This is a genomic window from Vibrio sp. T20 (assembly GCF_007858795.1).
Lineage (GTDB): Bacteria > Pseudomonadota > Gammaproteobacteria > Enterobacterales > Vibrionaceae > Vibrio > Vibrio satsumensis.
Genome location: NZ_VFEB01000102.1, coordinates 63,566 through 77,284 on the forward strand (window position 1 = coordinate 63,566; position 13,719 = coordinate 77,284).

General features: G+C 45.5%; 11 protein-coding genes. 7 read left to right on the forward strand and 4 right to left on the reverse strand.

Annotated features, from left to right (window positions below):
• Positions 1-11: 11 nt before the first annotated feature.
• From FTW16_RS24515 to recD, 3 genes are all read left to right on the forward strand, one after another.
• On the forward strand, positions 12-152 hold the full coding sequence (locus FTW16_RS24515) for a hypothetical protein (RefSeq protein WP_186728064.1): 141 nt from the start codon (positions 12-14) through the stop codon (positions 150-152).
• A gap of 240 nt (positions 153-392) precedes the next feature.
• Positions 393-4,067, forward strand: a complete 3,675-nt coding sequence (gene recB / locus FTW16_RS13075) for an exodeoxyribonuclease V subunit beta (protein WP_146491373.1) — start codon at positions 393-395, stop codon at positions 4,065-4,067.
• Positions 4,067-6,277: an exodeoxyribonuclease V subunit alpha gene (gene recD / locus FTW16_RS13080; protein ID WP_146491374.1), complete on the forward strand. Its 2,211-nt coding sequence runs from the start codon at positions 4,067-4,069 to the stop codon at positions 6,275-6,277. Before recB ends, recD begins: the two co-directional genes overlap by 1 nt.
• A 79-nt stretch (positions 6,278-6,356) precedes the next feature.
• Here the strand turns inward: recD and FTW16_RS13085 are convergent, their stop codons facing one another.
• Positions 6,357-6,548 (reverse strand): hypothetical protein, encoded by a 192-nt coding sequence (locus FTW16_RS13085; RefSeq protein WP_004735192.1) that lies wholly within the window; start codon positions 6,546-6,548, stop codon positions 6,357-6,359.
• Between the two features lie 282 nt (positions 6,549-6,830).
• A complete protein-coding gene (argA, locus tag FTW16_RS13095) occupies positions 6,831-8,168 on the reverse strand; it encodes an amino-acid N-acetyltransferase (protein ID WP_146491375.1) in 1,338 nt (445 codons plus the stop codon).
• A gap of 162 nt (positions 8,169-8,330) precedes the next feature.
• On the opposite strand from argA, the gene FTW16_RS13100 reads away from it, so the two are divergent.
• From FTW16_RS13100 to csdE, 4 genes are all read left to right on the forward strand, one after another.
• Positions 8,331-8,804, forward strand: coding sequence for a DUF2850 domain-containing protein (locus tag FTW16_RS13100; RefSeq protein WP_060983350.1), 474 nt, complete (start codon positions 8,331-8,333; stop codon positions 8,802-8,804).
• 81 nt (positions 8,805-8,885) lie between these two features.
• Positions 8,886-9,998 carry a murein transglycosylase A gene (gene mltA / locus FTW16_RS13105; protein WP_017059898.1) on the forward strand — a complete coding sequence of 371 codons (1,113 nt, stop codon included), beginning with the start codon at positions 8,886-8,888 and terminating at the stop codon, positions 9,996-9,998.
• A 113-nt stretch (positions 9,999-10,111) separates the two neighbouring features.
• Positions 10,112-10,921 carry a tRNA cyclic N6-threonylcarbamoyladenosine(37) synthase TcdA gene (gene tcdA, locus FTW16_RS13110; RefSeq protein ID WP_017059899.1) on the forward strand — a complete coding sequence of 270 codons (810 nt, stop codon included), beginning with the start codon at positions 10,112-10,114 and terminating at the stop codon, positions 10,919-10,921.
• Between the two features lie 37 nt (positions 10,922-10,958).
• Positions 10,959-11,387 carry a cysteine desulfurase sulfur acceptor subunit CsdE gene (csdE, locus tag FTW16_RS13115; RefSeq protein WP_146491376.1) on the forward strand — a complete coding sequence of 143 codons (429 nt, stop codon included), beginning with the start codon at positions 10,959-10,961 and terminating at the stop codon, positions 11,385-11,387.
• Between the two features lie 70 nt (positions 11,388-11,457).
• Here csdE and csdA read toward each other — a convergent pair whose 3' ends face one another.
• On the reverse strand, positions 11,458-12,669 hold the full coding sequence (csdA, locus tag FTW16_RS13120; RefSeq protein WP_146491377.1) for a cysteine desulfurase CsdA: 1,212 nt from the start codon (positions 12,667-12,669) through the stop codon (positions 11,458-11,460).
• Positions 12,670-12,756: 87 nt separating this feature from the next.
• On the reverse strand, positions 12,757-13,650 hold the full coding sequence (gene panE / locus FTW16_RS13125; RefSeq protein ID WP_146491378.1) for a 2-dehydropantoate 2-reductase: 894 nt from the start codon (positions 13,648-13,650) through the stop codon (positions 12,757-12,759).
• Positions 13,651-13,719: the final 69 nt, after the last annotated feature.

A 13,719-nucleotide genomic window follows, 5' to 3' on the forward strand; every position in this document is an offset into this window, starting at 1 on the left:
AGAACAATTGTGTGTACGCTGAACTAATGAAAGACGAAAGAGAGTCGTTGGTAAGCATTTGGGACGCTTGCTTTCAAGGTGAAGGGAATCAAGATGAAGAGAAGCAAGGTACAGGAAATAAAGTGGCCGCCAGTAAATCATTATTAGTGTAGGGCGTTCGCTGTACGGCCACAGGTCAGAGGGACCATTATTCTGTGGTTCTAAGTAGGCAATGAGTATAAGACTCGAATCGCGCTCTTGAACTCGTGGGCGCATAGTAGCGAGGCGATCTGAATTGATCCGTGAGAGAGATCGCACTAACTATTAACAAATCAGCGTAGGACGTAAATTGAATGACGTTTTCCACGCTAGGTCACATTTGTAACAACATATTTATCAGAAGGCAGTAAGGCATGACGACCACAAGCAGTGTTCAGGTAATTGCTCCACAGACACTCAATACCATGACGTTTCCACTTCATGGCGCGCGTTTAATTGAAGCATCGGCGGGTACAGGTAAAACATTTACCATCGCTGGCTTGTACTTACGCTTACTGCTCGGACACGGCACGGCAACACCACAAGGTGAGCTTACAGAAGCCACCCGACACCATGAGCCACTAACTGTAGACCAAATTCTGGTGGTGACCTTTACTGAAGCAGCAACGGCTGAGCTGCGTGACCGTATCCGTGCTCGAATCCATGATGCGCGCATTGCGTTTGCTCGCGGGCAAAGTGACGACCCAGTAATTGCTCCTTTGCTGCAAGAAATCGAAGATCATGCTGGCGCTGCAAAAACACTGCTCAATGCCGAAAGGCAAATGGACGAAGCCGCGGTCTACACCATTCACGGCTTTTGTCAGCGAACGTTGACTCAAAATGCCTTCGAGTCTGGCAGCCGATTTGATAATGAGTTTGTGACAGATGAAAGCCATCTTAAAGCGCAAGTAGTAGCCGACTATTGGCGTAAGCAGTTTTACCCGCTACCTATTCAGCTAGCAGGTGAGGTGCGTAATATCTGGGGTTCACCGGCTGCATTGTTAGCAGACGTCAATCGTTATCTGACGGGGTCTCCATTGAAGCTAACCGTCGACGCGATGTCGGGTGATTTGCAAACTCTACACAATCAGAACCTAGACAAAGTGAAGCAGCTTAAAGCACTGTGGTGTGAGTCTGAAGCGGATTTTTTAGCTTTGATCTCTGGTTCGGATGTGAACAAACGTAGCTACACCAAGAAGTCTCTGCCGACATGGCTAGAGGCGGTGACGGCATGGGCGCAAAGCGACACCCATGATTATCAATACCCAGATAAATTAGAGAAGTTTTCACAAGCCACGTTAATCGAGAAAACACCGAAAGGCACCGCACCGCAGCATGTCGTTTTCGAAGCGATTGAAGATTTCTTAAATAACCCTGCCGACTTGAAAGCTCCGTTATTGGCGCATGCGATTACCCATTGTCGAACTATGCTAGCCAAGGCTAAACAGCAGAAGCAGTGGTTGTCGTTTGATGACTTGCTGACCCAGTTATCCGCGTCGATAGACGTCGATGAGCAATCCTTGCTGGTGGAAAGAATTCGCACACTCTACCCGGTGGCGATGATCGATGAATTCCAAGATACCGATCCGCTGCAATACAGTATTTTTAGCCGAATCTATCTCGATAATCCGCAGTGCGGCTTGTTTATGATCGGTGACCCGAAGCAGGCGATTTATGGCTTTCGTGGCGCAGATATCTTTACCTATATCAAGGCGAGAAACCAAGTTAGTGCTCACTACACCTTAGGCACTAACTGGCGTTCAAGTGCGGATATGGTCAGTGCAGTAAACCAAGTGTTTATGAATTCAGACAGTCCGTTTATCTATGATCAAGATATTCCATTTTTGCCTGTTGCAGCCAGTCCATCGGCTGATAAGCGCCAATGGGTGATGAACGGAGAAACTCAGCACGCACTCACCTTTTGGCTACAAGAGGCTGAAGACAAGCCGTTACCAAAGGGCGAATATCACAAGGCAATGGCTGAGGCGACGGCGAGTCAAATTCAAACTATTCTGACCGCTTCTCAAAACCAGCAAGCCTATTTTGATAACGGCAAAAAACAACATGCCGTGAATGCGGGTGATATTGCTGTCTTGGTTCGAACTGGTAGTGAAGGTCGTCTGATCAAGAATGCACTCTCTGAACAAGGCATTGCAAGTGTGTATTTGTCTAACCGAGACAGTGTATTCACCAGCTTGGTTGCGCAAGATATTCAACGCTTGTTACAAGCGGTGCTGACACCTGAGAATGACCGTGCATTGCGCGCGAGTTTAGCCTCTGAGTTGTTTGCTCTGGATGCGTCTTCATTGGATGAACTCAACAACGATGAAGTCGTGTGGGAAAACGTCGTTAACGAATTTCGAGAATATCGTAAGTTGTGGCTACAGCGTGGCGTACTACCAATGCTTCGTAGCGTGATTAGCAAGCGACATCTCGCGGAACGCTTACTGGAAGAAGAAAATGGTGAGCGCTCACTCACTGATTTGATGCACATTGGCGAATTGCTACAACAAGCAAGGCAGGAACTCGACAGCGACTATGGCTTGTTACGTTGGCTGGCAGAAGCGATCTCTGATGCTCAAAATGGTTTAGGCGGCAGTGAAGATGACATTCAGCGTCTTGAGTCAGAAAGAAATTTAGTTCAAATCGTTACCATTCATAAGTCGAAAGGTTTGGAATATGACTTAGTATTTCTGCCATTTGTCGCGAGTTACCGAGAAGCGAGCGAAGGCAAATTCTACGACCATGATTCAGATACCACAGTACTGGATATTACAGGTAGTGACAGTGCCTTAGCTCAAGCGGATAAAGAGCGTTTGGCGGAAGATCTACGCTTGATTTATGTAGCACTGACTCGTGCGGTTTATGGCTGTTTTATTGGTATGGCGCCACTGCGTAAAGGGCGTTCAACCAAAGAGCCGACCGGCGTGCATTTGAGTGCGATGGGCTATTTGGTTCAAAACGGTCAAGAGCAAGGTATTGCCGAATTGCATCAGGCTCTTGCAGCCATTGAGGGCAAGAACTCAAGTGTGCTGCTAGCCGAGACTCCAACCGCGCACGAGCAAGTGTTTGTACAGACAGAGCAAGTGAGCGAAGACTTACATGCGAACGAGCTAAAGGCTTCAATCGACAGGGCTTGGCGTATCACCAGTTACTCGGGGCTTGTAAAGCAAGGCAGTCACGGTGCGAGTCATGACGCGACCATTGAGGTATCTGGCTTTGATATTGACTCGGCTGATGAGCAGGATGAATCTGAGTTGATTGAACCTGAACGATCTATCTTTACGTTCCCACGTGGTGCTCGCCCAGGTACTTTCTTGCACACCTTGTTTGAGGAGGTTGAATTTACCGAACCAGCAACCAGTGAGCATAACACGCAAGTAATCACTCACTTATTAGAATCAGAGCAATATGAATTAGAGTGGCTACCTGTGCTTCAGCAACTGGTCGACACGGTGCTGAACACCGCGTTGGATGGCAAAAATCTAAAGCTAAGTGAGAAAGACTCGACTCAACGATTAGTCGAAATGGAGTTCTTGTTGCCTATCGAAGTGTTGGCCGCATCTGAACTGAATCAAACCATTCAATATCACGACCCGTTATCGGCTAAAGCCGGCGACCTAGGTTTCCAAACCGTGCAAGGTATGCTGAAAGGTTTCATCGATTTGGTGTTTGAGCACCAAGGTAAATACTATGTACTCGACTGGAAATCGAACCATTTAGGTGATGATGTTGCTGTCTACCATGGCGAAGCATTGAAATCAGCGATGGCCGACCATCGCTACGATCTGCAATATCAAATCTATGCATTGGCTCTGCACCGCTTTTTACGTAGTCGTGTTGCCAATTACAGCTACGAACAACATTTTGGTGGTGTTTATTACTTGTTCTTACGAGGCATGGACGGCCAATCTCAGCAAGGGATTTTCTCGGCGAAACCAACATTGGCTTTACTTGATGAAATGGATCAATTGATTGACGGTAAAGTGATAGACCGACGTTCAGCACAATTGAATGACGATGAAACTGGACAGATGGGGCTCTTATAATGACAACAACGACCACTAATACCAGCATAGAGACTGCGAACACAGCAAAGCCAGTTTCACTTATCCCTGAGCAACTTGTGGATGTACTCCAGTTTCTTGCGGATAAGGGTTCTATTCGTCAGTTGGATTATCAATTTGCTCGTTTTATTGCTCAGCAAGCCACGAGTTACTCTCAAGAGATCGGCTTTCTTGCTGGGGTAGTGAGCCATGAATTAGGCAAAGGACACATTTGTACTCAGCTGATACAGCAGCATACGACAGGCCATGAACAAACGGCAGATCTAGCCCAGTTACTTGGGTTGTACGGTGAAACGGCTCTGCAATTGAACCAAAAGTTGTTAGGTATTGATTGGTTGGCGGTACTTCAATCGTCCAATTTAGTTGGAGCAACCAATGACTGTGTTAAGCCGCTGATGTTTGATGGACAGCGTGTCTACTTACAGCGTTATTGGAATTACGAGGTGGTACTGGCAAACACGTTAAACCGTTTAAGTAAGCCGGTAGAGTTTAATACTGAACAGAAAAAGGCGCTGACGGAAACACTCAATCAGCTCTTTGCACGTAGTTATCACTTTCTGTTTAACGCTTTAGCCAAGGCTGAAGCAAACCAACAAACGTCTCAGGTACTGCGTCAACAGCTGGTATGTGATCATCTTGATATCGTCGATGAGCAATCTCTGAATTGGGGCGCAATCGATCAAGCGATCGTCCAAGCTAAGCAGGTAGCGGACTTAGGTGTTCTAGACAGTTTGGTACCGATATCGGCATGTTTGAACTGGCAAAAAGTGGCAGCAGCAGTAGCTCTGAGTCGTCGCTTTGCGGTGATTTCTGGTGGACCGGGTACTGGTAAAACAACCACGGTAACCAAGTTATTGTCGGCGATGGTCGAGCAATCACTCAGCCAAGGTAAAACCCCAACGATTAAGCTAGTGGCACCAACGGGTAAAGCGGCGGCGCGTTTAACTGAGTCGATTGGTAAAGCGATTGAGCAACTGCCTTTAGCGCCTGAAGTAAAAGCCAACATACCAACGGAATCGAGCACTTTGCACCGATTGCTTGGTGCGATTCCTAACCGGGCTGAGTTTAGACACAACCGACGCAATCCACTTCACCTTGATATCTTGGTGGTGGATGAAGCATCGATGGTCGATCTGTCGATGATGTATAAGCTGGTGGATGCGCTTCCTGAGCATGCAAGGCTTATCTTGCTGGGGGATAAAGACCAACTCGCTTCCGTTGAAGCCGGTGCGGTGTTAGGTGATATCTGTTCATTCAACTCTGCGGGTTACAGCAGTGCACAAGGCAACTTGATTGCGGAGATGACTGGTTTTGATGCGATAGCCAATACACAGCAGGCAAAAGCGGGAACAGTTAACCCTCCAGCGATTGCAGACAGTCTGTGTATGCTGCAGAAGAGTTACCGTTTCGATGCGCGTTCTGGTATTGGGCAGTTGGCAAAAGCAATCAATAACGGCTCTGCAAATCAAGTCGACCAAGTGTTCGGCAAAGGATTTGGCGATATTGAGAACCATCCTCTATCGAGCGATAGCTATAACTTGATGCTGCGTACGTTAGTCAATGAATATGGTGCGTATCTCAATAGAATGAATGTGCCGTTGGAAGAGTTAGAAACTCAAGAAGCGAGAGCCAAATCGGTGCTCGACTTGTTCAGCCAGTGTCGATTACTGTGTTCTATTCGTGAAGGTGACTTTGGTGTTAAAGGCCTCAACCACCGAATTGAAAGGGCGCTTGCCGCAAGACGTTTAGTGAACCCACACAACGACGAGCTGTGGTATCACGGGCGACCTGTCATGGTGACGCGAAATGATCATGGCTTGGGATTATACAATGGTGATATTGGTATTTGTATGCTTGAGGCGGATTCAAGCCAACCTGATTCAACTCCTCGCTTGAAGGTCTATTTTGAGTTGCCCGATGGCAGCGTGAAAGCTGTGCTACCAAGCCGAGTGCCCGATCATGAAACAGCTTATGCGATGACGATACATAAATCTCAGGGTAGTGAATTTGATCTGACCTTAATGATCTTGCCGCCGGATTTCAGCCCTATTTTAACGCGAGAGCTTATCTATACCGGTATTACACGTGCCAAGAAACGACTGATGATGTTCAGCGACACAAATGTGTTGAAGCGTGGGATTAAGGTGAAAACAGAGCGAGTGAGTGGTTTAGGCAGTCGCTTAACGAATTAGTTGTTAATTACTGCTAGAAAGGACTTGAACTTAAGCTAGATAAACACAAAGCAACCATCCCTGGTTGCTTTGAACGTTATTAAGACTCTTTGCTTAAAAACGCTCGAGTAAACGATATGTGGTTTATCTTGTATTTTGCTTGGCAATTCAAAATAAACTCTTTTAGATTCTCGCTCACAGGGAACACGCAGTGTACGTCTAGCCCTTCTAAGAATTGGTTATCAGCCATATCCCAAAAACTTTGCAGCGAGTTACAAACAATGGTTCTCATATCAATGTTGCTCTTTTTGCTGTTTATATTAACGAGCAGAGCTAATGTTAGCGTGCTGACCGTCAACGGGTATAGCAATCCGTGCAGTGACCACCTCAATGCATGTGATATGACAACCGAGATGGTAATTCCAATAAAAACATTTGTTATTTTGTTAAAGCGACCAAATTCTATACAATTTTACGTGTGAGTTAAAGTGCATAGTTAATAAATCTCATATAGAAAACGATTACGTTTACAATTATTTTTATGTTGAAGTGAGATTTTGCTCCAAAACTTTATTTATACGTTAAGTGCTAGGATCTTTGAGTTACGTTGATAGTTGTATAGCCCTTGTTTTTCCATCGGTAATTCATCAACTGCTATCTCGTAAAAACCTTGTTCACGGAACCAATGAAGGCTGTGTGTCGTTAGGACAAATATTTGGTCGATATCGCGAGATTTTGATTGGTGGCGCATGTAATCCAGCAGTAATTGTCCACGATTTCCATCACGATAATCAGGATGAATTGCAACACATGCCATCTCTGCCATGTGATCTTCCGGGTAGGCGTATAGCGCTGCGCAACCAATAATTAGCCCGTCTTTTTCGATAATGGTAAATCGATGGATCTCTTGCTCTAATTGTTCTCTTGATCGGCGAACCAAGATGCCTTGTTCTTCTAAAGGGCGAATGAGATCAAAGATACCACCGATATCATCAATCTGAGCTTGTCTGACTTGCTCGGCACTCGCCATGACCACTTGCGTGCCAATACCATCAAAAGAGAACAGCTCTTGGATTAATGCGCCATCGACTTTGTAGCTGATGAGGTGACAACGAGGGACTCCGGCACGACAAGCAGAGATCGCTCCTTTCAAGAAGCGCAGTGTTCCTGTGCTCATGTCTTCGGCAGGCTTTTGAGATTCCGTTAAGCGTTCTAGAATTTGCTTGGCGTCTTTAGGGAAGAGTTCGGCGAGTACAGTGCCGCTTTCATCTGTTACCCCTTGTTCGGAGCAGAAACCAATCAGTTTGTCGGCTTTTAAACGAATCGCAACTTGGGTGGCGACTTCTTCAGAAAGCAGATTAAAGCTTTCGCCTGTCACGGAACTAGCGATAGGGCCCAGCAGTACGATGGATCCTTGGTCGAGTGTGCGATTTATTCCTTCGATATCGATTCGACGAATACGCCCGCTGTGGCAATAATCCGTACCGTCATCCACACCTAGCGGCTGAGCCGTAATGAAGTTACCACTCATCACATTGAGTTGAGTACCTGCCATCGGAGTGTTGTTCAAACTCATCGAAAGGCGCGCGGTGATAGCAAGTTGCAGCTGTCCAGCAGCTTGCATTGCTACACCCAGAGAATATTCATCAGTGACCCTAATGTTCTTATGATAAGGCGTATGGCAATCTTGTTTTGCTAGCAGTTGGTTGATCTGTGGCCTTGCCCCGTGAACGAGAACAATCTTCACGCCAAGGCTGTGGAGTAGGGCAATGTCGCTAATAATGTTACCAAAGTTTCTATCGGCAACAGCTTCGCCTCCCAGCATAATGACCATGGTTTTGCCACGGTGAGCATTCACGTAAGGGGTTGATTGTCTGAAACCTTTTACTAGCGCTGTACTTCTTAATTTCACAGAACAAGTCCATTTGTGTTTATTTATTCGTTAATTTAGCATTTAAATTCAAATCTAAACAACACCTTTTTGGAATAAAGCGCAAACTATTCTTATGTAGGCTTCAATATATAAACTGTCTCAGTGTAGAATGCGCATAGCATCCTTATGAGTCGTAAACGAATGCAGCAAGCTCCAGCTACAAAGAACAAGATCGATGAGATCACTAAAGGCCTCTATAGTGAAGCAGATCAGCGCAATCAATCTAAGTTGAAGCGTAAGATCATTGAGCGCTGCTTAATGGTTTTAGCCTTGGTGGGTTCATTTGCTGTGGTTTCTTTATTTGGTGATGTGCTTTCCCGAGTGCAAGATGCGGCGACGCCTGATCATCTAATATATGGCACTTGGATAGAGCAGGATGTTGCACATTATGCGACAGATGAGTTTGTACTGAATGCTAATGGTGTGTCAGTTCGTGGATCTGTTGTTTCGACGACCTTTGATTTTGACGGTAATTACTTTGAATACAAGGCGGGTGATAAAACCTATCGCTTCCGCATGACCAACTCTGACAATACAGAAATGGTGCTCGATTCTGACAGTCACTACAATCCCATCTTCCGTCTTAAAGGTCACATCGATAACTCCGTCCGATAGGTTATCTTATTGTAAACTCTTACAATCTACGATTGTGTTATCTGACTGTTTTTGTCATCCTCGATGCATAGAATTTTTAGGATGACTCTTGTGATTAAAAAATGGCTTCCCCTAGTCGCGGCCTCTTTGTTATTTGGCTGTGCTCAACCCACTGATCTTGCTCAACAACACCTTGATGACGAATTTCCTCGTACCTTGAATAAGGTCGATCAGGTTGAATCCAATAAACCAAGAGACTATACCGCATTTGCAGAACAAGCTGAGATGGTGGTTTCTAAATCCCCTTCAATGGCTAAAATCTATGAGCCGCTTTATCAACAACTCAATGAGTGGGCGATGCTGAGTGGAGATCCAAGCGAACTCGCTAATTTTGGCGTTCAAACTGCTCAACTAGGTGGTGGTGATAAACAAGGCAATGTTTTGTTTACAGGCTACTTTTCTCCTGTTATGGAACTGCGCCACGAAGCGAATGAAGAATACCGTTACCCAGTTTACGGGCTTCCTGAGTGTGGTAAAGAGTGTCCAACACGCGAAGAGATTTACAACGGCGCATTAGAAGGTCAAGGCCTTGAGTTAGGTTACTCAGCAAACCGTATCGACCCATTTATGATGGAAGTGCAGGGCAGTGGGTTCGTGCACTTCGGTGATGATGATACGCTGCAGTATTTCGCATACGCAGGTAAGAACAATAAAGCTTATGTAAGCATTGGCCGTGTTTTGATTGAGCGAGGCTTAGTTCCACGCGAAAAAATGTCGTTGAAGGCGATTAAAGAGTGGGTGTTGGCGAATGACCCTGAAGTCGTTAAAGAGCTGTTAGAACAAAACCCATCTTTCGTATTCTTTGAAGCAAGAGATGACCTATCGGTAATGGGCAGCGCAGGAATCCCTCTATTACCAATGGCTGCAGTTGCAGGTGATCGCTCTATCTTGCCAATGGGAACTCCGATTCTTGCAGAAGTACCGTTGTTAAATGCCGACGGTACTTGGAGTGGAGCACACCAATTAAGATTGTTACTGGTTTTAGATACGGGCGGCGCGGTTAAGCAAAACCACTTGGATCTCTACCATGGTATGGGGCCGCGAGCAGGCACTGAAGCGGGTCACTACAAGCATTTTGGTCGCGTGTGGAAGCTCGGCTTAGATGGCAGCGCAACCGAAGCGCCTTGGGCTTTGCCTCCTGAAAAGGTTGAGTAAGCGACAATAAAATAGGGCATTGAAAGCGAATCGCTAATCCCCTAGACTTTTTATTCAAGAGTGCGTATAAAACGCACTCTTTTCTTTTTCTCAGAAATAAATTGGCGGCAACAATGCGTGAATTGACCACTCCAGCTTCAGAAAACTATGACCAACGATTTGGTGGCACTCGTCGTCTGTATGGCAATAGTGAAGTCGACATACTTAGAGCTGCACACGTGTGTGTTATCGGTATTGGCGGTGTAGGTTCATGGGCTGTTGAAGCACTTGCTCGTACTGGTTTAGGTGAGCTTACTTTGATCGATATGGATGATGTGTGTGTGACTAACATCAACCGTCAAATTCATGCAATGTCGGGCACGGTTGGTAAGAGCAAAATCGAAGTGATGGCCGAGCGTGTTAAGCTGATTAACCCTGAGTGTAAAGTTAACCTGATTGACGATTTCATCGGTCCTGATAATCAGGCGGAATACTTATCGAAAGAGTTCGATTTTGTGTTGGATGCGATCGATAGCATGAAGGCTAAGGCTTCGCTATTGGCGTATTGCCGCAGTAACAAAATCAAAGTAATCACCACTGGTGGTGCGGGGGGGCAAATCGACCCAACGCAAATCAAAGTGGCTGATTTGACCAAGACGATTCAAGATCCGCTAGCGAAGAAGCTTAAAGATACCCTTCGTCGTCATCATAATTTCCCTAAGAATCCAGCACGTAAGTTTGGTATCGATTGTGTGTTCTCGACTGAACAGCTGAAATACCCTCAAGCTGACGGTAGTGTATGTGCTGCGAAAGCAACAGCTGAAGGTCCAAAGCGCATGGATTGTGCGACGGGCTTTGGTGCGGCAACCGTAGTAACGGCGACTTTTGGTTTTGTGGCTGTTTCGCGTATTGTAGAAAAGCTGATTCAAAAGCACGCTAAGTAACGTCTTCTATTCAATTAATAATCGACTGGATATTAAAATGACCACATTCCCAAGCTCTCCATTCGGCACTGAAATTACCAGTGATGATATCGTCGCGAAGATGCAGACATTCAGCGGCTGGGAAGACCGTTATCGCCAAGTCATTCAATGGGGTAAGAAACTGCCAACTATGCCTGATGAACTGAAAAGTGAACAGGTGATTGTCTCTGGCTGTGAAAGCCAAGTGTGGTTGGTTTCTCAAAATATCGATGGTGTTTGGCACTTTTGTGCTGACTCTGATGCTCGTATCGTTCGCGGTCTGATTGCATTAGTGATGGCTGCGTATGATGGAAAAACATCAGAGCAGGTTCAATTGTTCGATATTGATGGCTACTTCGAACAAATCGGTTTAATTACCCATCTAAGCCCATCCCGCGGTAATGGATTAAAAGCGATTGTTGCTCAAATCCAAGAGTTCAGTGCTTAACATTTCTTAATATACACAGAAACAAAAAGGGTTGACGCTAAACGCCAACCCTACATAATTTCGCTACTCGCTAAAGCATCTCAACGGCTTTTTCTATCGCCGCTACGAGTTTTTCAACATCATCCATGTTGTTGTAAATACCAAATGAAATTCGAACCGTTCCTTTCACTCCAAGTGCATCCATTAATGGGTGAGCACAGTGGTGCCCTGCACGTACCGCGATACCTTGCTGATCCAACAGCGTAGCAATGTCTTGGTGGTGAACGCCATCCATCACAAAAGTAATCACACTTGAATTTGGTTTGTAGCCAAGGATTTGGATGTCATCCAATTGATTGAGTGCTTGGTAGGTTTTCTGTTGTAGCTGGTGGATATGATTTTCGACATCTTGTTGTGCAAAACCACTTAACCACTCAATTGCGGTGCTTAATGCTATAGCACCGGCAACATTTGGTGTGCCCGCTTCGAACTTCCCTGGCAGTTCAGAAAAAGTAGTGCCAGAGAACGCAACTCGCTCGACCATTTTGCCACCGCCATGCCAAGGGGGCATCGCTTCGAGTAATTCAAGCTTGCCATAAAGCGCGCCGATACCCGCAGGGGCATAGAGTTTGTGCCCAGAGAATACGTAGAAATCCGCACCTAAAGATGAAACATCAACAGGCTCATGAACGATGCCTTGTGCGCCATCGACCACAACAATCGCATTCATTTTGTGTGCTTTCTCGATGACGACTTCAATCGGCTGACGAGAACCTGTTACGTTGGTTATCTGAGCTAATGCAACAATTTTGGTTTGTTCATTTAAAAGTGCATCAAACGCAGTGAGGTCAAATTCGCAATCTGATGTCATTGGTACTTTAACGACTTTAGCGCCGGTTTGTTCTGCAACAATTTGCCAAGGCACTATGTTGGCGTGATGTTCCATTTCACTCACTAAGATCTCATCGCCAGGTTGAAGGGTACTTCTTGCGTAAGTTTGAGCAATTAAATTGAGTGCTTCGGTAGCACCACGAGTCCAGATGATCTCTTTTGATGAGGCTGCGCCAATGAACTGAGCGACCTTATCTCTAGCAGCTTCAAACTGACTGGTCGCGTTCGCTGTTAAGCTATGACTACCACGGTGAACATTGGCATTTTGTTTGGAGTAATATTGGCTAATGGCATCAATAACTACCTGAGGTTTTTGTGTTGTTGCCGCGCTGTCTAAGTAAATCAATGGTTGTTGATTGATGGTTTGTGATAGCGCAGGAAACTGCTCTCGGATGTGATTGATATCAAACATCTATTCTTACCTAAAATCTTGGAAATTGGTGCTAGCGTTGTGCTTAGCGGTATTGTTATTTTATCGCGACTTGTTAACCGTTGCTGACTAATCTTGATGATTCCAGCTATTTTCTTGCTCTTTGACCTGATCGAACAGCTTTTGGTTAACGGGAACTTTTATCTGATGCTTAAGCGCTGTTTTTATTAGGTGCCCAGTGATGAAGTCGATCTCTGTCTTGCGTTGGTAAAACATATCCTGCTTCATGGATGAGTTGTTCTGCGCTGTGGCTTGGATTACCTGTTTGACGCTGGCTTCTAATTCGTCGAATGAACAAGCGATCTCTTCGGCTTGCATAACTTTTGTGAGCTCTTCAACGATAGAGCTTAAAGTATCCCCAAACTTTTGGTCTGCAAGTTTGCCATTCTTGATTTGTTCCAACCCAGTCAGTGGATTGATAGCACAATTGATGGCGAGTTTGGTCCAAAGCGCGGTTTTTATTTGTGGGTTCCAACTCACAGCGGGGAGAGCGTGTTCCAATACATCAACTAAAAACGTGCACTGCTGACCTGTTTGATTAAAAGCACCCAGTTGAGTTTGTCCTAACCCTGTGTGACAAACATTATTCTTGTCGGGCTTGAATGCGGCTTGAGTGGTAGTTGCTAGTACTACCGGGTGGTCATTAATTTGAGCCGCTATCTGATCAACTGCGCCCATTCCGTTATGCATGAACATGAGAATGGTATCAGAGTCGAGATATTGAAGTAACGGAGTGGTGGCTTCTTCTACTTGCCAAGCTTTGACTGTGGAGATCACTAAGTCACTCGCAGATAGTTTTTCGATATTGTTATTACTGAAGGAAAGTGAAGCTTGCTCATCAAGTGATAGGTCCATTGAGGTTTCAGGGGAGCGGCTCCACAAAGAGACATTATGACCAGCTTGAAGTAGTTTTATTGCCCATAAAGAGCCAATTGCTCCAGGTCCAACAATCGTGATGTTCACAGCAATACCGAGATAAGAAAGTGATGTTGCAAGGATAGCGAGGCATTAAATGAAAGCAATAAAAAATGG